This window comes from Erysipelothrix sp. strain 2 (EsS2-7-Brazil) (assembly GCF_016617655.1).
Classification (GTDB): Bacteria; Bacillota_I; Bacilli_A; order Erysipelotrichales; family Erysipelotrichaceae; genus Erysipelothrix; species Erysipelothrix piscisicarius.
Genome location: NZ_SCFT01000005.1, coordinates 37779 through 59078 on the forward strand (window position 1 = coordinate 37779; position 21300 = coordinate 59078).

At 37.6% G+C, this 21300-nt stretch carries 26 protein-coding genes and 1 tRNA gene; 23 read left to right on the forward strand and 4 right to left on the reverse strand.

Features of this window, described 5'->3' with window-relative positions:
* The first annotated feature begins 9 nt into the window (after window positions 1–9).
* The 5 genes from EPJ90_RS03635 (at window position 10) to EPJ90_RS03655 (ending at window position 2819) form a co-directional block, all read left to right on the forward strand.
* Window positions 10–249 carry a hypothetical protein gene (locus EPJ90_RS03635; RefSeq protein WP_115354745.1) on the forward strand — a complete coding sequence of 80 codons (240 nt, stop codon included), beginning with the start codon at window positions 10–12 and terminating at the stop codon, window positions 247–249.
* The gene (locus tag EPJ90_RS03640) at window positions 242–613 is read left to right on the forward strand and encodes a phage holin family protein (RefSeq protein ID WP_200542662.1); all 372 of its coding nucleotides are present in this window, start codon (window positions 242–244) and stop codon (window positions 611–613) included. Before EPJ90_RS03635 ends, EPJ90_RS03640 begins: the two co-directional genes overlap by 8 nt.
* Window positions 600–1652 carry a CHAP domain-containing protein gene (locus tag EPJ90_RS03645; protein ID WP_200542668.1) on the forward strand — a complete coding sequence of 351 codons (1053 nt, stop codon included), beginning with the start codon at window positions 600–602 and terminating at the stop codon, window positions 1650–1652. Before EPJ90_RS03640 ends, EPJ90_RS03645 begins: the two co-directional genes overlap by 14 nt.
* Before the next feature lie 3 nt (window positions 1653–1655).
* Window positions 1656–1886: a hypothetical protein gene (locus EPJ90_RS03650; protein ID WP_003773244.1), complete on the forward strand. Its 231-nt coding sequence runs from the start codon at window positions 1656–1658 to the stop codon at window positions 1884–1886.
* Between the two features lie 66 nt (window positions 1887–1952).
* Window positions 1953–2819, forward strand: a complete 867-nt coding sequence (locus EPJ90_RS03655; protein ID WP_200542670.1) for a hypothetical protein — start codon at window positions 1953–1955, stop codon at window positions 2817–2819.
* A 149-nt stretch (window positions 2820–2968) separates the two neighbouring features.
* On the opposite strand, the gene EPJ90_RS03660 is transcribed toward EPJ90_RS03655, so the two are convergent.
* Window positions 2969–3568, reverse strand: coding sequence for a hypothetical protein (locus tag EPJ90_RS03660; protein ID WP_013852815.1), 600 nt, complete (start codon window positions 3566–3568; stop codon window positions 2969–2971).
* A 191-nt stretch (window positions 3569–3759) separates the two neighbouring features.
* Window positions 3760–3833, reverse strand: a tRNA-Trp gene (locus EPJ90_RS03665).
* 107 nt (window positions 3834–3940) lie between these two features.
* On the opposite strand from EPJ90_RS03665, the gene pyrR reads away from it, so the two are divergent.
* From pyrR to trmD, 7 genes are all read left to right on the forward strand, one after another.
* On the forward strand, window positions 3941–4447 hold the full coding sequence (pyrR, locus tag EPJ90_RS03670; RefSeq protein WP_003773247.1) for a bifunctional pyr operon transcriptional regulator/uracil phosphoribosyltransferase PyrR: 507 nt from the start codon (window positions 3941–3943) through the stop codon (window positions 4445–4447).
* A gap of 96 nt (window positions 4448–4543) precedes the next feature.
* Window positions 4544–6520, forward strand: a complete 1977-nt coding sequence (locus EPJ90_RS03675; RefSeq protein WP_200542672.1) for a glycosyltransferase — start codon at window positions 4544–4546, stop codon at window positions 6518–6520.
* Window positions 6510–7448, forward strand: coding sequence for a 3'-5' exoribonuclease YhaM family protein (locus tag EPJ90_RS03680; protein WP_125164652.1), 939 nt, complete (start codon window positions 6510–6512; stop codon window positions 7446–7448). The genes EPJ90_RS03675 and EPJ90_RS03680 overlap by 11 nt, the downstream gene beginning before the upstream one ends.
* An 82-nt stretch (window positions 7449–7530) precedes the next feature.
* Window positions 7531–7803 (forward strand): 30S ribosomal protein S16, encoded by a 273-nt coding sequence (rpsP, locus tag EPJ90_RS03685; protein ID WP_161636607.1) that lies wholly within the window; start codon window positions 7531–7533, stop codon window positions 7801–7803.
* A 2-nt stretch (window positions 7804–7805) separates the two neighbouring features.
* On the forward strand, window positions 7806–8054 hold the full coding sequence (locus EPJ90_RS03690; protein WP_003773251.1) for a KH domain-containing protein: 249 nt from the start codon (window positions 7806–7808) through the stop codon (window positions 8052–8054).
* Window positions 8055–8088: 34 nt separating this feature from the next.
* Entirely contained in the window at window positions 8089–8586 is a 498-nt protein-coding gene (gene rimM / locus EPJ90_RS03695) for a ribosome maturation factor RimM (protein WP_125164650.1), read from the forward strand.
* Window positions 8586–9308 carry a tRNA (guanosine(37)-N1)-methyltransferase TrmD gene (trmD, locus tag EPJ90_RS03700; RefSeq protein ID WP_161636606.1) on the forward strand — a complete coding sequence of 241 codons (723 nt, stop codon included), beginning with the start codon at window positions 8586–8588 and terminating at the stop codon, window positions 9306–9308. The genes rimM and trmD overlap by 1 nt, the downstream gene beginning before the upstream one ends.
* 80 nt (window positions 9309–9388) lie before the next feature.
* Here trmD and EPJ90_RS03705 read toward each other — a convergent pair whose 3' ends face one another.
* Complete coding sequence (locus EPJ90_RS03705; protein WP_161636605.1) at window positions 9389–10693, reverse strand: D-alanyl-D-alanine carboxypeptidase family protein; 1305 nt, start codon at window positions 10691–10693, stop codon at window positions 9389–9391.
* Between the two features lie 150 nt (window positions 10694–10843).
* On the opposite strand from EPJ90_RS03705, the gene EPJ90_RS03710 reads away from it, so the two are divergent.
* From EPJ90_RS03710 to EPJ90_RS03755, 10 genes are all read left to right on the forward strand, one after another.
* A complete protein-coding gene (locus EPJ90_RS03710; protein ID WP_161636604.1) occupies window positions 10844–11227 on the forward strand; it encodes a hypothetical protein in 384 nt (127 codons plus the stop codon).
* Window positions 11217–12359: a pyridoxal phosphate-dependent aminotransferase gene (locus EPJ90_RS03715; protein ID WP_161636603.1), complete on the forward strand. Its 1143-nt coding sequence runs from the start codon at window positions 11217–11219 to the stop codon at window positions 12357–12359. The genes EPJ90_RS03710 and EPJ90_RS03715 overlap by 11 nt, the downstream gene beginning before the upstream one ends.
* 155 nt (window positions 12360–12514) lie before the next feature.
* Window positions 12515–13438 (forward strand): 30S ribosomal protein S2, encoded by a 924-nt coding sequence (gene rpsB / locus EPJ90_RS03720; protein WP_161636602.1) that lies wholly within the window; start codon window positions 12515–12517, stop codon window positions 13436–13438.
* 2 nt (window positions 13439–13440) lie between these two features.
* Window positions 13441–14325, forward strand: coding sequence for a translation elongation factor Ts (tsf, locus tag EPJ90_RS03725; RefSeq protein ID WP_161636601.1), 885 nt, complete (start codon window positions 13441–13443; stop codon window positions 14323–14325).
* 51 nt (window positions 14326–14376) lie between these two features.
* Window positions 14377–15090 carry a UMP kinase gene (gene pyrH / locus EPJ90_RS03730; RefSeq protein ID WP_125164644.1) on the forward strand — a complete coding sequence of 238 codons (714 nt, stop codon included), beginning with the start codon at window positions 14377–14379 and terminating at the stop codon, window positions 15088–15090.
* 2 nt (window positions 15091–15092) lie between these two features.
* Entirely contained in the window at window positions 15093–15638 is a 546-nt protein-coding gene (gene frr / locus EPJ90_RS03735; RefSeq protein WP_125164643.1) for a ribosome recycling factor, read from the forward strand.
* 2 nt (window positions 15639–15640) lie between these two features.
* Window positions 15641–16321 (forward strand): isoprenyl transferase, encoded by a 681-nt coding sequence (locus EPJ90_RS03740; RefSeq protein ID WP_125164642.1) that lies wholly within the window; start codon window positions 15641–15643, stop codon window positions 16319–16321.
* Between the two features lies 1 nt (window position 16322).
* The gene (locus EPJ90_RS03745) at window positions 16323–17090 is read left to right on the forward strand and encodes a phosphatidate cytidylyltransferase (protein WP_125164641.1); all 768 of its coding nucleotides are present in this window, start codon (window positions 16323–16325) and stop codon (window positions 17088–17090) included.
* Between the two features lie 9 nt (window positions 17091–17099).
* A complete protein-coding gene (locus EPJ90_RS03750; protein ID WP_125164640.1) occupies window positions 17100–18164 on the forward strand; it encodes a M50 family metallopeptidase in 1065 nt (354 codons plus the stop codon).
* Between the two features lie 70 nt (window positions 18165–18234).
* A complete protein-coding gene (locus EPJ90_RS03755; RefSeq protein WP_125164639.1) occupies window positions 18235–18678 on the forward strand; it encodes a hypothetical protein in 444 nt (147 codons plus the stop codon).
* Between the two features lie 12 nt (window positions 18679–18690).
* Here EPJ90_RS03755 and trhA read toward each other — a convergent pair whose 3' ends face one another.
* A complete protein-coding gene (gene trhA / locus EPJ90_RS03760; protein WP_161636600.1) occupies window positions 18691–19350 on the reverse strand; it encodes a PAQR family membrane homeostasis protein TrhA in 660 nt (219 codons plus the stop codon).
* Window positions 19351–19501: 151 nt separating this feature from the next.
* On the opposite strand from trhA, the gene EPJ90_RS03765 reads away from it, so the two are divergent.
* The gene (locus EPJ90_RS03765) at window positions 19502–21298 is read left to right on the forward strand and encodes a dockerin type I domain-containing protein (protein ID WP_161636599.1); all 1797 of its coding nucleotides are present in this window, start codon (window positions 19502–19504) and stop codon (window positions 21296–21298) included.
* Window positions 21299–21300 lie beyond the last annotated feature (2 nt).

Consider the following 21300-nt stretch of genomic DNA (forward strand, 5'->3'; position numbering starts at 1 on the left):
GGAGTTATAATGTTGAACCTAATTAATCAAAAAATTAAAGCGCTTGAAGTGGAACGCAGTCAATATGATTATTCACAAGATGAAATTATTGTGGAGCGAAAAGAACGCGAACACCAACAAGCTTTAAACAAAATGCTGGAAAAGAAAGCGCCTTATGATCGTATTACCGAAGAAATTAAACGTCTGGATTCGATTAAGGCGTATCTTGAACAACTTTCAAATGATAAAGGAGTGAAACCACATGAGTGAATTTCTAAATGAATTACTAAATCTTTTGCGTCCAACTTTAATCACAGCTGGAACAATTATTTTAAGTTTTTTAGGGATGAAAATGAAAAAATACTACAATGTTAAGATATCTTTAGAACAACAAAAACAAATTGCGAATATTGCGAAAGCAGCCGTTATGTTTGTGGAGCAAGTAGCGGGAGAACATTTGTTGTCGGATGATAAATTAAGCATGGCAAAACATCGTGCAAAAGTGACCCTCAATCAAGTTGGTATTGATATTACCGATGAGGAATTGACGATGTGGATTGAAGCCTTTGTGGGAGGTTTAAATCATAAAGATGCCTTGCAAATTAATGAAGGAGGTCATCATGATATCATTTAAAATACGAACCACAGGGAGTGATTTACATCGTCTCCCTGAATACAATTCATACGCAAATGGCACCATGAACCCTTACCATGATGAATTTGCACCATTAAGTGTCCAAGGAACCATGAGTGGTTTAAAGAACAAATATGCGCTTGGAAATTGTACCTGGTATGCTTTTGGACGTATGCTTGAAGTTTTTAAAATTCGGCCAGACTATCCATGTTGCCGATGGGATGCGAAGCGATGGGGTGACGGGGATGGTGCAGTCCTCAGTGATAAGCCTGAAGTAGGAGGTATTGTTGTCTTTGGGGTACCTGGTGATCCTGACGACTATGGCCATGTCGCTTTTATCGAAAAAATAGAAAATGGACGTGCATACTTATCCGAGTCCGCATACAGTGAACGAACCAATGGATTTTTATTCAAATATGGGCGTAGTATCCAGGATGTGGAACATCAATGGGGTATGAAAGTCATTCGTTATCTGGCATCGCTTAAACCTGCAACATCTTATGAAGCACCGGCGCCAAGCAAGAGTGTTAATGGGAAATATATTAACCTATTACCGCTCAAAGATTATCCACGTTATGGGACTTATGACATGGGTGTGGTGCCAATTGCACAGAATATCAGCCACTACATTGAAGTGATGGAACTTGAACCCAATACAGGGATTTCTTATGAGATTGTAGACTGGATAAATCCGCAGGTAGCATGTATCGAAACACGTGATTTTGGAAAACAACAAATCTTTGTGGATTCAACACGTGCAACGGTTACGGATAAACCTGTTGGACGTGTCTATGGAAAGAAATCAAGCAAAGTCACAGATTACACAGGGCAAACCCTTGTCATTCATGACTATGCAGGATACGTGCCGCTTTATAACGAAGACTTTACATATCAATATCCTGATGGATTAAGTCCTCGTAATCGTGAGTTCAAAATCTTGCGTCAAATCGCAGATGGTCACTACATCGTCAACATTCCTTATGCTGATCCGCAAATTGTAGGGATTAAGTGGCAATCAGGAATTGGATTTAAAGGATAGATTATGAGCAATACAGAATTTATTGGATTACTCTTTCTAGTAGGAATCCCAACAATTGTATCAATCTTCAAACTCTCCGTATCGATTGCGAAATTCACGGTATCCGTTGACAACTTACTTGAATGGCAAAAGTCCAAAGACGATAAAGATGTCGAGCAGGACCGTAGACTGAATGAACATGAGGGACGTTTAGAAAAGATTGAACGTACGAACTTTATTAAAGATAGAATATAGAATAGAAGCCACTCTCGTACGGGAGTGGCTTTTTTGATATGATTAGTTATAAGGGAGAAGATAAATATGAAAAAAGAACAACTTCAATTTTCACTAAATATCAATGATAATGAAATTTCAAATCTAGACAATCTAGTAATGAAACACGGAGATAAAATCTACAATAAGTTAAGAAATCATAAAGGAAAATATTACTGGAATATTTTCTCATCAGCTCAACTTAGACTTAGAGAAACTGTTGAATACTGTAATAGCGCTCGAATGATTATCGATTATAATGATAAATATTCTTCATATATGTTTACTGATTGGATAACATATGTAAATTTGATTACAGATTATATCAAAGAGTTAGGGAGCCCATTCGATTATGAAATTCTAGAAAAATATTCTGGAACAGTATTTTGTGAACCTAAAGAGATAACTACCAAAAAGAATAAAAAAATAAAATCTAATGATATTCGGTATATGAGATATTTAAGATCTATCTGCATAATGCACACAACTAAAACAGATCATTTTGTATTTTTTGGATATCAAGAGAAAGAGGAATCATCGATTTACGCTTCGCCAATGAATTTTTCAATTAAAAGCATTATAACTGCAGATATCAATAGAAAACCAAGTGACTCGTTGGTTAAAAGAATAAATAGGGATTTCGATGTAGAAGAATCATTTTATATTAGAGTAGGAAATAATGACCATTCAGATTATCGAAAAGCGGAAGTAGAAACGAATGAATACTATGCAGAAATGATAGAAAACGGTTATATGGAAGAAGAAGAAATTAATGCGCTAATAGATAATAAATCTATAGGGCTTGATAGATACATCATAGTACATCCAAATGAAATTGTTGAATTTGTAGATAACATAATGGCAGAATTGAAAGCTATAAATGATGTGATTAAGAATTATTGTACTGAACATTAAGACTGTAGTTATATCATTGTTTTCTGATAATTAAGCGTAAAAACATTTGAAAATTGAAGTCATATTATACAAACTGGCGTCTACAAATACCCTAATTTATTTTACTTTAAAAAAACCACTCTTTTCGTAGGAGTGGTTTTAATTTTTTATTATTTTAAGTATTTTGATGTTTGTTTTGCTTTGATTAGAGCTGAGTTAACTTTTACAATCTTTTTTCCTTCGAATATGAGTGTTGATTGGAAACCATGATCATAGTCAACTGTTAGGAAGTTTTGGTTTATTTGTTTTCTTTTTGGCATAGCAAGCGAGAAAACACCAAATGCCAGCATTCGTGTAGCGCTAATTCTGCTTAGTATTTGTGACTGTGTTTCAATCGCTGTAGCAGTGATGTTTTCGATAGGTATAAACTCATTACCGTATCTTAGTCCTTTTGAGGTGACGATAATAGGAACATTCTTTTCCTTATTAATAGTACCCCCACCTAAGTATCGTAGACTTGTCATTGCATAAGGTATTTCTCGTGCATCTGGCTCTACGTGTTTTTTCTTTGGTTTATCGCGCTTAGCGACTTTGTCACTAGGTTTATCATTTCGAGCTATCCAAACATACGCGGTTGATCCCATACAAATAATACCGAAAATAGCTGCCAATGTTTCACTTTGACCTAGAATTCCATAGAGAATGGAAGCTCCAACCCATATAATCATGGTAGCAATTAAACGTTCTTTGTTACTGTTAGATTTCCACATAAAATCCCCTCCATAATTTATATTTTTATTATATTATATTTTCAAATTTGCGAAAAGAAGAAAAAAGGATAAAATGTGGTGAAATTAATTGATTTTAAGGGTACAAAAAGCACTTTGTATGGCAGATGTATGGCAGGAACATTTGTGTGAAAATAAAAAAAGCCACTTATAAGTGGCTGTAATTATATTGTTGGCAGGGGTAGCAGGACTCGAACCCACATTAACGGTTTTGGAGACCGTTGCTCTACCATTGAACTATACCCCTAAAAAGGCTTTGCAAGACGTTATTTAACTGACTGCCAACAAATAATACCATAGTCGTATATCAATATCAATAGGTATTTGATATAATATTTCTTGAGGTGTTAAATTATGAAAACTATAATGGATGAAAGTGCAATTAATCGATCGCTCATTCGAATGACGCACGAAATTATTGAGAAAAATAAGGGGCTCGATAAAGTTGTACTGTTGGGAATCGAAACACGTGGTGCCACGCTTGCGTTTCGCATGGCAAAACTTATGTATCAGTTTGAAAATATTAAAGTACCTGTGGCATCACTTGATATCAGTTACTGGCGTGATGATGTGAAAGCATCAGACCAAGCATTCCGCTTACCGATTAGTGTCCAAGATCGTGTTGTGGTTATTGTTGATGATGTGCTCTTTAAAGGTCGTACGGTTCGTGCAGCGTTGGATGGTATTATCTATAACGGTAGACCCGAACGCGTACAACTAGCTGTTTTGGTTGACCGGGGTCATCGTGAGTTGCCAATTCGTGCCGATATTGTTGGTAAGAACATTCCAACATCGCTCAATGAAACCGTAAAAGTAAAACTTCGTGAAGATGATTCAGAAGAATGTGTGGTCCTTTATTAATGAACACCCCATTTTCGGGGTGTCTTTTTTTGATATTTTTCCTAAATTAGATTATTATTAATACAGTGAAATTAAATGCCAAAGGAGGCATTCTCGATGAGAATTGGTTTATTTACAGATACTTATACACCGGATATAAATGGTGTAGTAACATCAATTGTTACTTTAAAAAATGCGTTAGAAGCGCAAGGACATAATGTTTTTGTGATAACAAACCAACCGTCAATTTTAAGCACGACTTATGAAGATGGCGTATTACGACTGCCGGGTTTAGAATTGAAATTTTTATATGGTTATGTCATGAGCAGTCCGTTACATATTCAAGCAATGAGTGTTATAGAAGAAATGGATTTGGATGTGCTTCATGTTCATTCAGAGTTTGGTGTGGGGATGTTTGCACGTCTTGTTGCGAAGAACCTTCACTTACCGCTTGTCTCAACCTATCATACGACTTATGAAGATTATACCCATTATGTAAATCTATTAGGGCTTAAGTCCGTTGATCAGCTTTCAAGAAAGGCGATCGCGAAGATGAGCCGTATGTTTACCAAGCAAGCTCAAGTGATTATTTCGCCATCTGAGAAAACTAAGAAAATGTTGCTTGGTTATGATATTCGTAAAGAGATTGCCGTAATTCCTACGGGTTTGGATCTGACGCGGTTTGCGACTCGGAATGAAACACGGATTCGAGAAATTCGTGAATCCTATAATTTAGGAACACAACCAACATTTGTATATATCGGTCGTCTGGCCAAAGAAAAAAGCATAGATGTTGTTATTGATGCGTTTGCTGAACTTTTAAAAAGGGATGTCGAAGCGAAACTCTTAATTGTTGGTGGTGGGCCTTCGGATAAAGATCTTTTACATCAAACACAGAAACTTGGTATCCAAGATGCAGTCATTTTTGTTGGACCCGTGGATTCCACAGATGTTGTGAATTTTTATCATGTATCGGATGCGTTTATTTCGGCGTCATTAACAGAAACACAAGGATTAACCTATATTGAAGCGTTAGCATGTGGTTTATGTGTCTTTGCACGCCCTGATAAACCACTTGAGGGGATTATTGTTGATGATGAGACGGGATATTTATTTGAGTCATCTGAAGAGTTCGCAGACAAAGCGCAGCATCTTCTACAATCAGATAAAGACCTTCTAGATCAATTTAAAACGAATGCACTTGAAAAAGCATCAACCTTTGATAGTTCGAAGTTTGCAGACAGTGTACTGACCGTATACCAACGTGCCATTGATACATACTTTGGACGTTATGTTGTTACAGCAATCGAACAAGTGGGAGATGAAGTATTTATTGATTTTGAATCAAAAGATAGTGATGAGCGCATGGTGATTGATCACTATGTGTTTGAACGGAGAGGAATCGAGGTGGGTCGCGAGTTGTCACGAAATGAGCTAAATGAGATTGAGGATGATCAAGCCGTTTATGAAGCGTACCAGTTAGCGTTATCGCGAATTGGAGTCAAAGATTATACCTCGTTTGAAATGTCGGAATATTTGCATAAAAAACTTGAACTGACTCAAGAGCAAGTTGATATTGTTATTGAATTGCTAAAGCGTCGACGTTTTATTGATGATGATCGTTACTTTAGAGATAAAGTAGACTATCATCGTGAACAAATGCGAGGAAATCAGCGTATCGTTGAAGACTTGCGTAAACGTGGGTTTGAAGCAGATCGCATCTTGGCTGCTTTAGAAGATGAAGACTACGATGACTATACAGAGCGTGGTGTACGCCGGGCTGAGACCTTTATGAAGACTTTAAGGGATGGCTCGAGCCGTCAACGTGAGTCAAAATTGCGTCAACATCTCCAACGTCAAGGTTATGGATTTGAAGTGATTAACGATATTGTGGGTCGTTTGATTAAAGATGAATTTGATGAGACCGATGAATTTGAAAGTCTTAAAAAAGTTATGGAAAAAAGCACTGCACGTTATGCTCGTAAATATGACGCCCGTGAAACACGAAATCGTGTTGTACGACATGCATTATCACGTGGTTATGATTACGAAATGATTGCACGTGTTCTGGAGGAGTATGAAAATGAAGATTAAAGAATTTGAAGCCGGTCAAAAAAATACAGTGCCGTTGTTGATTTCACGTTATACAAAAGGCGTGACACAAAATGGTGCTCCCTATATGTCGATTACTTTGCAAGATGATACCGGAGAAATTGAAGGAAAGATCTGGGATGTCAAACCAGAACAAGAATTATTGATTCAAGTAGGTTTAATTGGAGTAGTGCATTGCGATGTCCTTCAGTATCGTCAAAGCTTACAATTGCGAATTCACAGCATTGAAATTAAAGAACAGTCTGAATATGTATTGAGTGATTTTGTGAACGCATCCAAATATGATATTGAATTTTTAAAAGAAAAAATAAATGGATTTAAAGATCAAATTGAGGATCCAATCATAAAAGAATTGGTTGAAGCATCGCTTGAGGATTGTGGGGAGCAATTTTACCAATATCCCGCTGCAACGCGTAACCATCACGATTTTGTTGGAGGCCTTGCAACGCATGTGTTTGGGATGTGTCAACTTGCCAACAGCATTTGTGACCTGTATCCAATTTATAATCGCGATTTATTACTTGCAGGTGTAATTCTGCATGATATGGGTAAGATTGAGGAATATACAGCAGCGATGTTGAGTGAATACAGTGCTAAAGGAAAATTATTGGGTCATATTTCTATTGAACACTCAAACTTTGTAGAAGTAGCAACCCGTCTTGGCTATCACGATACAGAGCAAGTGTTGTTATTGCGTCATATGATTTTATCGCATCACGGGAAATTAGAATACGGTTCACCCGTATTACCGATGATTAAAGAAGCGGAGATGTTAACCTTTATTGATAACATTGATGCACGTACCAATATGTTTGAAAAGTTCTACGATGACCTTGAGGAAGGCGAATTTAGTACGCGTATGTTTGCACTTGATAATCGAAATTTCTATAAAGCAAAGGGTGTCAAGTAAAAACACTTGACACCACTTCCTGTTATGATATACTTAACAAGGAAATTAACAAATACGTTAAAATTAATAGGAGGCTATACACATGGCAGTTAAATTACGTTTAAGAAGAATGGGTTCAAAACAAAAACCTTCATACCGAATTGTTGCAGCAGATTCACGCGCACCTCGTGATGGACGTTTCATCGAAATCGTTGGATACTATGATCCAACAACTTCACCAGCTGAAGTTAAAGTTGATGCAGAAAAAGCATTAAAATGGTTATCAGTTGGAGCTCAACCATCAGACACAGTTCGTAGCATTCTTTCAAAAGAAGGAATCATGACTCGTTACCACGAATCAAAATTAGCGAAATAATCATGAAACCGGTTGAAGATATTCTTTATGATTTAGTTCTTCCACTTGTGGAGGAAGAGAAGAGTTTGAGTGTCAAAAGGTTACCGAGCTTAGATGAAAATGAAATTATTCTTGCAATCTATGCGGATAGCGCAGATATTGCTCGTTTAATTGGACGACAAGGGACGATGGCACATGCAATTCGTCAAACAATGGCAATTGGTTCTCGTGTCCTTGATCAACGTATTTCAATTAAATTTGAATCATATTAAGGATGTAGCAATACATCCTTTTTTTGGAGGTTATATGGAACATATTATTATTGGTATTATTCAAAAGCCCTTTGGTATTAAGGGCGAATTAAAAGTTGCACCGAAGACTGACTTTGTGGAGGAGCGTTTTGCTCCTGGTCAACGCGTTCATTTCAAACTGGGTGGGAAATCAACGGATTACGTTATTGAGTCGTTCCGCCGTCATCACGGATCCATTCTGATAAAGTTTGAGGGACTGAATTCGCTTAATGATGTTGAGTTTTTCCATAAAGGTGAGATATCGATCGACCGAGAATCTCAACATGAACTCCCAGAGGATCAATATTATTTCATCGATTTAGAGGACTGCACCGTGTTTTCTGATGATGTTAAGTTAGGGATTGTAACTGAAGTAATGGAAACACCTGCACATCCTGTATTGCGTATTCAGGCTGAAGATCGTGATATTTTAGTTCCTTTTGTGGAACGATTTATTAAAAAAGTTGATACGCAAGCGAAGCGTATTGATATTAACTGGATGGAGGGACTTTAATGCGTGTAAGTATTTTGACCCTTTTTCCGTCAATGTTTACCGGGTTTGTGGAGTCTTCCATTATCAGTAAAGCCATCGAACGTGATTTAATTCAAATCGATGTTGTGGATATGCGAAATTTTACCGAAGATAAACACAATCGTGTTGATGATTATCCCTATGGTGGTGGCGCAGGATTGGTGTTAATGTGTCAGCCGGTAATTGATGCAATTGAAGCAACCCGTACCAAGGATTCTTTAGTGATTATGTTAACGCCTCAAGGGAAGACTTTAAAGCAATCCTTGGCGTATGACTTAAGTAAGGAGCAACACATAATCTTGGTTTGTGGCCATTATGAAGGGTTTGATGAACGCATTCGCTCATATGTTGATATGGAAATGTCTATTGGAGATTATGTGCTTACGGGCGGAGAAACTGCAGCGATGGTTATTGCTGACTCTGTGATTCGTCTTGTTGATGGTGTAATTACCAAGGAATCCCATGAAGATGATTCTTTTAGTGATGGACTCTTGGAATATCCACATTATACGCGACCTCGTTCTTACAAAGGGCATGATGTTCCTGAAGTGCTAATGAGCGGACATCACGCGAATATCGAAACGTATCGTTTAAAAGAATCATTGCGTAAGACATACCGTGTTCGTCCAGATCTTTTGGAAAGTAGAAATCTTACCCCGACAGAGGCGAAATTGCTTCAAGAAGTTGTTGCGGAAGAAAAATAAAAAAAGGAACCTTTGTGAACCGCCATACCGAATCTTTTCAAGATTTGGTGTGCGGGTCATGGATTAAAGGTTCCTTTTTTCTATTCTTTTCGAGAGCGTCGATCTAATTTTTTAAGATAGTACTTATGGTCACGGTAATCTTTCCATTGTCGATAAATTAGATAGACAATCCCGAGAATCCCGAATCCAACGGCTAAGATAAAACCGATGATTTTTATCGCTTCAAAAGCAATCTGAAGATAGGAAATTTTTATTACTTCATCATTAATGATTTCTTTTTCAAGAAGTGTTTTTCCTTTGTAAGAGAAACGAATTTCACCCATCTTCATACCTTCTGAGATGGGAGCCTCAAATTCTTTCTGACTTGGGATAAATTCGATTTTGATGTCGTCTTGATCATAATCTTTGGGTAAGTAGCTCATGATATCGTCTTCGAACCAGATATCAAAATCGGATCGCCCGTGTTTAATTGGGATGGTTTGAATGGTTGTGTTTTTATACAATAAAGGAACATAACGATAATGTTCAAGGACGTGTTGATAGACGGTTCCGTGGTCGATAATCTGAGTATACAGCCTGTTTTCAAAAGGGGCATTGGTTGAAATGAAAATGTAGGATTGTGATGCATCTTCTGCAACACTTGAAAGTGCACGTTCTGCGAGATCGGTTGTCCCGGATTTTGCCCCTTTAATCATCGTATAGCCTTTTTGGTGTGCAACACTTAAGGATTCGTTAGTGAGTGCGATGCCGTTGGGATGAGTAGGGGTTGATGATGTAAGGTAGGTTTCGGTTTTATAGATAGTTTCGAATGTGGGGTTTTTTAATGAATACCTTAACAGTAATGCAAGGTCATCTAACGTTGTTAGGTGCTTTGGATCATCAAGGCCGCTCGTATTTACAAAGTGGGAGTTTTTCATTCCAATGCGTTGTGCGAGTCGGTTCATTTTTTCCACGAGTTTTTCGGGATCTTGTGTTAGATAGGTTGACATAGCCCGTGTCGCATCAGCTCCGGAAGGTAACATGATTCCGTGAAGCAGGTCATTGAGTGTTAATGCATCTCCCTCTTGAAATCCGGCAACAGAGGCGATGGGATCCAAGCCCTCAAAAACCTCGGGGGGCAAGGTATAAATCGTGTCAAGTGATGTATCGCCCAATGCTTCAATTGCGGTAATGACCGTTAGGACTTTTGTGATGGAAGCAGGGTGAATCGGTGTGTCGTGATTTTTTTCGGCGAGTGTTTGACCTGTATTGGAATCAACAAGGATGTAATTTTGACTCTGCAGATCTAAATCGTAGATCGGAATTAAATCATGATTTCCCGCAGCGTTTATGGGAAGAAGTGTCATGGCTAGGATCAGAAGTGTTAGGACAATTTTTTGTTTCATAAGAATACCTCAATATAAGTTTAATTAATCATACGACAAAATAGACTGAAATGGGTAAAAAACAACTGAAAAATGTATAAGGCAGAGGATTGATGACTTGATTTTAGAAGTTCTATGATAAAATAATACTAAAGAGAAAAGAGGTCAATCATGAAATTATTAGTTATCAGTGATCGGGACTCCGTGAAGCAAGAGCTTACCGATTTAAACCGTGATTTTGAATATTTGGATTTGCGAAAAGGATTTCCCAATGAACAATTAATGGATGTCTATGAGATTGAAAAACCGGAGTTGTGTCGTGTTGTCCGTCAAGAAATTGAATCGATTCATCCGGATAAGATTGTTGTTGTGGGTGAATTAACTGATTATGTATGGTTAGGGACAATTGTGACGCGTCTATTTGGTCAGTTCAATTCTTGGAACGGCCAACGTGAAAATGCTTTTGGAAAAACAACACTGTTCATTAACGGTAAAGAAGTTCCTTTATATGCAATTTATAAAACAAGCGATTGGAGGTATGTGGATGAAGCATAGGATTGAGGCTTTGACCCTAAGTGGTATACGTCAGTTTTCAGCGCGTTTTCAAGGTCGTGAAGATATGATATTTCTAACGATTGGTGAACCGGATTTGGATACACCTGAAATAATTAAACAAGCGGCAGTGGATGCATTGACGCGTAATGAAACGCATTATCCACCAGCGATTGGTAATCTTGATTTGCGCGATGCGATCGCTCGTTATGAATCACAATTTAACATCCATCCTTACAAAACTGATAATGTGATTATCACTAATGGTGCAACGGAAGGATTAACGTTGGCGATTTGGTCGGTTGTGACGGAAGGGGATGAAGTGGTGATTTTCACACCCAGTTTTCCGTTATATCAAACGCAAGTTACACTAGCGGGAGCAAAACCGGTACTTCTCGATACCAGTGAATCACAATTTCAAGTTACATCAGCGATGCTTGAGAAGGTCATCTCACCACGCACTCGTGCAATCCTTTTCGCAACACCCAATAATCCAACTGGGGTCGTTTATAATGAAGCAAGCATTCAAGCAATCCGTGAGGTGCTATCAAAACGATCAGATATTTATGTAATTGTCGATGAGGTGTATCGTTCAATGTTGTATGAAGGAAATATTCCATCATTACGCATGGATGAATCAATTCAAGACCAAATCATTATTACGCAGAGTTTTTCAAAGTCGCATGCAATGACTGGATGGCGTGTAGGGTACGTTTTGGGTGAAGCGCACTTAATCGAGTTGATGCATCGTCTTCATCAAAATCTTGTAACTGGAATTTCAAGTTTCTCCCAACCGGCATGTATTGCTGCATTGGATGTGGATACACAGTATATGGTCGATGCCTACGCAAAACGTAGAACGTATGTTTTAGCACGCTTGGATGCAATGGGGCTTCAGTATGTAAAACCAGAAGGTGCATTTTATGTCTTTCCTTCGATTCAACGGTTTGGGATGCCTTCGGAAATTTTTGCCACGAAACTTGCGGAAGCATATGGGTTGGTAACCATCCCTGGAATCTATTTTGGGACTGAAGGATTTATTCGAATTTCATATGGAAGTCCTATGGATGTACTTGAAAAAGGCCTTGATCGATTGGAACAATTTATCACGGATTTTGACAAGGATAAATCGTGATTTAGCCTTGTTTAAGCAAGGACATTATGATAAAATAAACAATGGCATCAAAAGAATGCCTAATTCACACATCATGGATTCGTAGACCCCGTGCTCACGATGAGTTGTCTACTTTAGAAATGATGGAGGACTAACGGAAAGGTAGGAATTTAGTTATGTCAGTTGTGACAATGAAGAAATTATTAGAAAGCGGAGTTCATTATGGACACCAAACACGTCGTTGGAATCCAAAAATGAAACCATATATTTATGCTGCAAAGAATCGTATTTACATTATCGATTTAAATAAAACTCAAGAAAAACTTGATGAAGCATATGCGGCAATGAAAGATATCGCAGAAAAAGGCGGTAAACTTTTAATTGTAGGTACAAAGAAACAAGCTCAAACAATCGTATTAGAAGAAGCATTACGTAGTGGATCATTCTTTATCAACCAACGTTGGTTAGGTGGTACATTAACAAACTTCCGTACAATCCAAAAATCAATTCGTCGTTTAGTTGAAATTGAAGAAATGGAAAACAGCGGATCAATCAATGTTTATACTAAAAAAGAAGTGTCATTATTACTTAAAGAAAAAGACCGTCTAGAAAACTTCTTAGGTGGAATTAAAGAAATGAAGAAACTTCCAGATGCATTATTTGTGGTAGACCCAATTGAAGATGCTAACGCTGTTGCTGAAGCACGTAAATTAGGAATCCCAGTATTTGGAATCGTTGATACAAACTGTGATCCAGATGCAGTTGATTACGCAATTCCTGGTAACGATGACGCAATCCGCGCAATCCGTACAATCGTAGGATTAATGGCTGATGCAATGATCGAACCAAAAGGTGGCGTATTGCAAGTTGCTTATCAAGATCAAGATGTTGAAGATATCACAATGGAAGACGTTATCGTTAATGTAGAACAACAAGCTGCTGAAAATGACCGTCGTCGTCGTCAACGTTTCGAAGAACGTCGTAAACGCGATGATCGTCGTCGTCAACAACGTTATACACGTAATGACCGTCCAACAAATAACCGTGATGAAAAAGTAGAAGCAAAAACAGAAACAAAAACAGAAAAAAGTGAGGCGTAAAGATGATTAGTGCAAAGTTAGTTAAAGAACTTCGTGATCTTACTGGAGCTGGAATGATGGACTGTAAGAAAGCTCTTGAAGCTACTGAAGGCGATATTCAAGCTTCAGTTGACTGGTTACGAGAAAAAGGTATTTCAAATGCTCAAAAGAAATCAGGTCGTATTGCTGCTGAAGGAACAACAAAGGTTACTGTTAAGGGAAACCGCGGTATTGTTATCGAAGTAAACTCAGAAACAGACTTTGTTGCTAAGAATGATCAATTCGTAGAACTCGTTGATACATTAAGCAACGTACTTCTTGAAGCTAATCCTGCAGATTTAGATGCAGCTTTAGCAGTTGATGTTAATGGACAAACAGTATCAGATTTAGTTGTTGCTGCAACAGCTACAATCGGAGAAAAAATTACATTACGTCGATTTGCAATCGTTGAAAAATCAGATGATGAAGTATTCGGTGAATACATGCATATGGGTGGAAAAATTTCAGCATTAGCAGTTCTAAAGAACGCAGATGATGAATTAGCAAAAGACATGGCAATGCAAATTGCATCAATGTCTCCACAATATGTATCACAAGCTGAAATTCCTTCAGAAATCATTGATCATGAAACAAACATTCAAGTTGAAATCGTTAAAAATGACGAATCACTTTCAAATAAACCAGAACAAGTAGTTGCTGGAATCATCAAGGGACGTGTAAGCAAATCAATGCAAGACATCTCTTTAGTTGACCAAATCTTCTTTAAAGATGGTAAAGCTAAGGTTTCACAAGTACTTAAATCAGCAAATGCTAACGTAGAATCATTTATTCGTTATGCAGTTGGTGAAGGTATTGAAAAACGCGAAGAAGATTTCGCAGCTGAAGTTGCAAAAGCAGCTCAAGTTTAATTAATGATATAAGGACACAGTTACTGTGTCCTTTTTGAAAGGACGTGCAACATGTACAAACGCGTATTGTTAAAATTAAGCGGTGAAGCTCTATCAAAAGATGGAGAAATATTTGATCCGATCGTTCTCGATGATTTATCAGAACAAATTAAAACAATCGTCAACGATGGTGTCGAAGTCGCTATTGTTGTCGGAGGAGGAAACTTTGTAAGAGGTCGTATGGCTGATGATTTAGGTATTGATCGCATGCAAGTTGACTACATGGGAATGTTGGGCACAGTAATCAACGCTTTAGCAATCCAAGGCGCTTTAGAACGCAACGGTGTTGAAACACGCGTTCAAACAGCAATTGATATGACTAAGGTCGCAGAACCCTTTATTCCACGTCGTGCAATCCGTCATTTAGAAAAAGGACGTGTTGTCGTATTTGGTGCGGGTACAGGCTCTGCATACTTTTCAACGGATACTACTGCTGCACTACGTGCATCAGAAATTAAAGCTGATGTTATTTTAATGGCAAAAAATGGTGTGGATGGTGTTTATAATTCAGATCCAAGAGTTAATCCAGATGCCTTAAAATATGATAGCTTATCCTATATGGATGTAATTCAAGAAGAACTTGCAGTCATGGATACAACTGCAACATCGATGTGTATGGATAATGATATTGATTTAATTGTATTTAATATGAATGAAAAAAATAATATAATAAAAGCAGTAAAAGGTGAAGCAGTAGCAACACGTGTATCTAAGGGAGGAAAATAAAGATGCAATCAATCATTAACGATGGTCGTCTTTTAATGGACGAAGTAATTGAAAACTTTGAGACACGCTTAGGCGGTTTACGTTCAGGCCGTGCGAATGTGTCAATGTTATATGGGGTGTCAATTGACTATTATGGTTCAGCAACACCCATTGAACAAATTGCTCAAATTTCAGTAGTCGAAGGGCGTCAATTGGTAATCAAGCCATTTGATCCATCTGCACTTAAAGAAATTGAACATACAATTAATAACGGTAACCTAGGGTTACTTGCTCAAAATGATGGTACGGTGGTTCGTATTAATGTACCTCAATTAACTGAAGAAACACGTAAAGAAGTTTCAAAACAAGTTGGTACTTTAGCAGAAGATGCAAAAGTAGCTGCACGTAATGTTCGTCGAGATTTAAATGATGAAATTAAGAAACTTGAAGATCTTCCAGAAGATCAAGAAAAACGTCTTCTTGATGATGTCCAAAAACTTACAGATGATATTACAAAGAAAATTGATGCGATTTCAAAAGATAAAGTTAAGGAAATCATGACAATTTAATTATGAATAGCCTAAAACATGTGGCCATCATTATGGATGGCAACGGACGTTGGGCAACAAAGCAAAAAAAAGAGCGTACATTCGGTCACTACTACGGGAGTGAGAATGTACGTGATATTGCTTTGGAAGCCTTAGATTTGGGTGTTGAGGTCATTACTTTGTATGCATTTTCGACTGAAAACTGGAAACGTCCTCAAAAAGAAATCGATTATCTGATGAAATTACCGGCTGTGTTTTTTGAAAAGTTTTTAAATGAATTGATGGAAAAGGGCATTAAGATCCGAACAATTGGTGATCTTACGAAAATTCCTGCACGTACGCGTAAGGTAATGGATAATGCGGTTGAACGCACAAAAGATAATAACAAATTAATTCTTAATTTCGCATTGAATTATGGTTCACGTGATGAAATCGTTCGGGCGGCCCAATCAATTGTGGATGAAGGTATTGAAACTGTTACGGAAACAGTATTTGAATCGTATTTAGATACGTTTGGATTACCCCCTGTTGATCTCTTAATTCGTACAGGAGGCGATCGTCGACTTTCGAATTACTTATTGTGGCAATTAGCGTATGCGGAACTTCTCTTTGTAGATGTTCAATGGCCAGAGTTTGATCGTCCAATGTTTAAGTCGTGTGTAGAGGATTTCAATCAACGAAATCGTAGATTTGGAGGACTTTAGTATGAAAGAGCGCATAACCACTGCCATTGTATTAGTCGCTGTTTTTGGTGCAGCCTTATTTGCAGGGAATCGGGCTCTTTTTACTTTAATCATGGGTTTAATTCTTTTGGGAGCATATGAAATATATCTTCTCAATAAATCGCGATTAAAGCCCGTTATTGTCCCTATAATCATCGCATTTACCATAACAGGTGGCTTAATTCAAGCCGATTATCTGCCATCCTATACTGCTGTCTTAATCATGACGCTTTTTGCACTGACGGTATTTTTCGAATGGTTTACCTTTGATAATGTTTCCTATATGTTTATCCTCATAATGATGTTAGTTCTTGCGGTGCAAGCTGTGAGCGTAGTATTGAACTATGATAAGTTTGTATTTATTTATGTACTTCTTGCTACATACCTAACTGATACGTTTGCGTATTTTGGAGGTATGCTATTTGGAAAGCATAAACTCATTGAGCGGATTTCTCCAAAGAAAACGATTGAAGGTGCGGTGATCGGTTATGCGATGTCCGCAATATTATCCTTTATCTTTGGTTCAGTATTTATTCTTAACTACGTACCCTTAAATGCTGTCATTGCAGGGTCACTTATAATCCCTTTTATTGGTCAAATTGGCGATTTAGCATTTAGCTCAATTAAACGCCATTTTGATGTTAAGGATTTTGGCTATATATTCCCAGGTCATGGGGGTGTCTTGGATCGTGTTGATAGTGTGATTTTCGCACTCTTGACATTCAATATTATACTTACAATCTTTGTATAGGAGGTTTGCATGCAAGTATTACTTAATATATTTTATTTTGTTCTCGTTATGGGATTGATTGTATTCATTCATGAATTAGGTCATCTTATGGCGGCAAAGGCTTTTGGCGTCTATTGTAATGAATTCGCAATTGGAATGGGACCTAAAGTTTTCGAATATAAGAAAGAAAATTGGGAAACCAGTTTCTCAATTCGTGCATTGCCCTTAGGGGGATTTGTATCGATGGCTGGTGAACCAGGTGAAGCGGACTTTGGTGTCGAACGTGAACGAACCATTGTTGGGATTAAACCTTGGAAGCGTCTTATTGTGATGCTTGCCGGTATCTTTATGAATTTAGTGTTAGCGTTCGTGATTTTCACAGGGCTTTCAATGCATCTCGGTACGGTTGATGCACCCAAACCCATTGTGGCAGGTGTTGCGGAAGGGTCACCGGCAGAAAAGGCTGGACTACGCGTTCAAGATGAAATTACAAAACTAACATTTGATGATGGGAAAGTCGTGATTCCTCATGATTTTAATCAGCTCGTTACGAGTATTATGGTTTATGAAGATCATGAAGTTACCATTACGGTAATGCGAGATGGTCAAGAAGTTGATACAAAACTAAAACCTGAATTCAATAAAGAAGAAGAACGGTATCTCATTGGTGTTCAAGCAGTTAGTGGTGAACATCGCGATTTAGGGTTTTTTGAATCGATCATGATGGGCTTTACAATGCTGGGAACAATTATCCAGCAACTTGGTTTTGTACTAAGCAGACTTGTTCATGGTGTGGGTCTCAATGCTGTGGGTGGTCCAATTGGGATTTACCAAGTAACATCTCAAATTTCAAGTCAAGGATTTATTTTCTTCTTGAGCCTTATTGCACAATTATCCGTAAGTTTAGCGGTTATCAACCTTGTTCCGATTCCTGTAATGGACGGTGGACGTGCGCTCTTAACCCTTATCGAGATGATTATTCGAAGACCGATTCCAGAAAAAATTGAAAATGCCATTATGTCTCTTGGCGTTGCAATGATTATGGCGCTCTTTGTATTCATAATGTTCAACGATATTCGTAAACTTATTGGGTAACAGAAGTTGATTTAAGTTAAAAAAAGGCAAGAGCCTTTTTTTATGTTATAATGGTAAAAAGGAGTATTTTATGGCGTATAAGATTGAAAAACTTTCATTAGATAAAATGTGGCTGGCTACAATGGAGATTACGGTACCCGATTATTCTCGTGATCTATACTTAAAAGCAATTGATTCATTACGCAATGAGTTGATTCGTCTTAATGTAGAACTAACAGAGCCAGAATATAACTATACAGTGGCATATGATTCAGAAGACCGTATCGAACTTGTTGATGTTAAGCTTTTCATTGCTGTGAAAGAGCCGATTGAAGACCTTGGACCGATTAAGTTTGTTCAAGAGAAACCCGATGAGTTGATACGTATAGTTGCGGATTCATTTGTGGATGTTCATACGGGAATTGCAGAATGGATGCATGAACATGATTATGTCGCGGATGGCGATATGAGACGTGTTGTGGATGCAGATCAAGAATATGTCTTTGATTGCCCATATAAAAGAGCAGATGATTAATCTGCTCTTTTTTTATGCCATACAGAATACAATTGCGATAAAATGCGCAAGCGACGCTAAATTAATAAATAAATGCCAAATAAAATGATAATACTGTTTATCTTTTTGCATATAAAACCATGCCCCAATGCTATACAAGACACCACCAAGGACAATCAGTCCGAGAAATAAGGGCGTTGTATTTTCTAGTAAGCGTGGAATTAAGACGACAGCAGTCCATCCCATCACTAGATAAATCCCAACTGTAATGGATGGCTTAGCATTCTTAGCCAGAGCCTTATAAAGAATTCCTAATACTACCATAAGCCATTGAATTAGAACAATCACAATTCCAAATGTACCGCCAATGGCATAAAGTGCTATTGGAGTATAACTTCCAGCGATTGCCACAAAAATAAAACTGTGATCCAGAAATCTAAAGATATACTTATGATTTGAACCATACTCCATTGAATGATAAAGGGTAGATCCTAAAAACATAAAGAATAATGAAATTACGAATACCGCTTCTCCAGTAGCAAGGAGTGCGCCACCATCTTGATATGCATGAATGGAAACATAGGGAAGGCTTATAAGAAGTGCGAGCGCCATGATTCCGTGCGAGACACAGTTAAGAACTTCTTCTTTAAAAGAAAGTTTAATCATGTGCTTCATTGAATTTTCGTTTGTCATAATTACCTCCTAAGATTATTCTACACTATCCACATATAAACTTATAGTAAATTCAAGTATGTGCGTATGTGAAATATTGTTCATGATGCACCCATTCAATTGTGATTGTGAGGGAATTATGGTATATTTTATTCCAAGGCGGTGGGTAATAATGAAACGTTTTAAACTTAAAAAGAAACTCTTAAAACTGATAATTTGTGCTGTGATTTTAGGATTTGTGGGGGTAAATTCAAGTGCATCGACGTATGCGGACCATAAAGGGTTGGAGGGATTTACACAAGAACTTGATCCTGAAATTGAACAGCTTCGTGATGAAGAGGATTTGGGGGAAATTGATTTGAATGAAAATCCAGATGTCCCATCCTTAGGTGGTGAAGACAATGAAACAGTAACCGTATTAAATCAAATGCGGAATTTTTCTTCTGGAGCCCGTGCACAACGTACAGAGGGGATTATTGAACCCAATGGATCGGGAAAATCTACCATTCTTCTATACAATAATTCAACAGGGGAAGCAGCACGTACGTATCTTTCAGATGGAGTCCTTTACAGTGGTGCCTTTCCGTTTTATGGCAAAGAAAACAATCGTTATAAAGTTCAAATTGCTGGCGCTATAGGTTGGGTTAATGCTTCGAACTTTAGAGAATATAGTTTCGATGAAGCAAAATCCATGAATATGTATAAAGTGAATGGAGATAACGAATTGGTTCACTATATCAGTCGTGGTGCAAATCAAACGAATGCAGCATCAATTCTTCTTGGACCAGCACCAAGTTTTTTACGTCAAGGGGTCAATTATTATTCGGCAGATGGTCATTATTTTTACACAAATCTCAAGACCATGGTTGCGGATTTAAAACTTAATAAAAATGCCGCGGCAGTCAATGCTTCAAATCCTTGGTATAACTACTATCAATATTTATCAAATCGTGCAAAATCATCCGTTACTGCGCAAGATATCAATAAATATTTAGCACGCAAGGGTTATACCGCAGCCCCTTCACCTAAAGTAACTGAGGTTGAGAATTTACAGCCACATGAGTCACTATTGGTTGGCTCGGAAAGTCACTTTATAAATGAAGGGAAAAAGTATGGGATTAACCCTCTAATTACATTTGGAACTGCAGTAAATGAGTCGGCATGGGGACGAAGTAATATTGCCTTAAAAGATAAAAATATATTTGGGCATTCAGCCTATGATTCTGCACCTGAATCGGCGACTGTCTATGAGAGTATTGGGATGTCCATTTCTAACCATATGACCCATTTCTTGAACTGGCATTATATGGATGTTACGGAAGCGAATTACTATGGCGGTTATCTAGGGGATAAACAAAGTGGTATTAACGTTAAGTATTCATCAGATCCATTTTGGGGCGAGAAAGCTGCAGAGTATTTCTACATCATGGATTGGTATATTGGTATGAAAGATTACAAGCAATATACCATCGGTTTGGTGACATCAAGTGGAACACCATCAGTTTATAAAGAGGCAAATGGAAGTTCTGCTTCAATCTACAAATTAAACGTTACAGGACAACATGTATTAATTCTTGATGAGATTAAGAAAGGATCAGAGGTGTGGTATAAAATTGCTGCAGATCCATTATTAACCTCAAATCGTGACTTAATGCCTTGGGATACTGAGACAAGACCTTTTAAAACACCCTATAATGAAAATCATAACTATGGTTATGTAAAAGGGAGTGAAGTTAAAATCGTAGCGGGTAAGTTGCATAACGAAGCAAATCTAAAACGTGGAGATGTGAATGGTGATGGGAAAATATCACTCATCGATCTTGCGATGGTCAAAAGTCATCTATTAGGTAATTCAAAACTCAGTGGTGACAGTTTTAAACGAGCTGACGTTAATGGTGATGGTAAAATTTCATTATTAGATTTAGCGATGATTAAAAGTCATTTATTAGGAAATAGTAATTTAAACTAGAG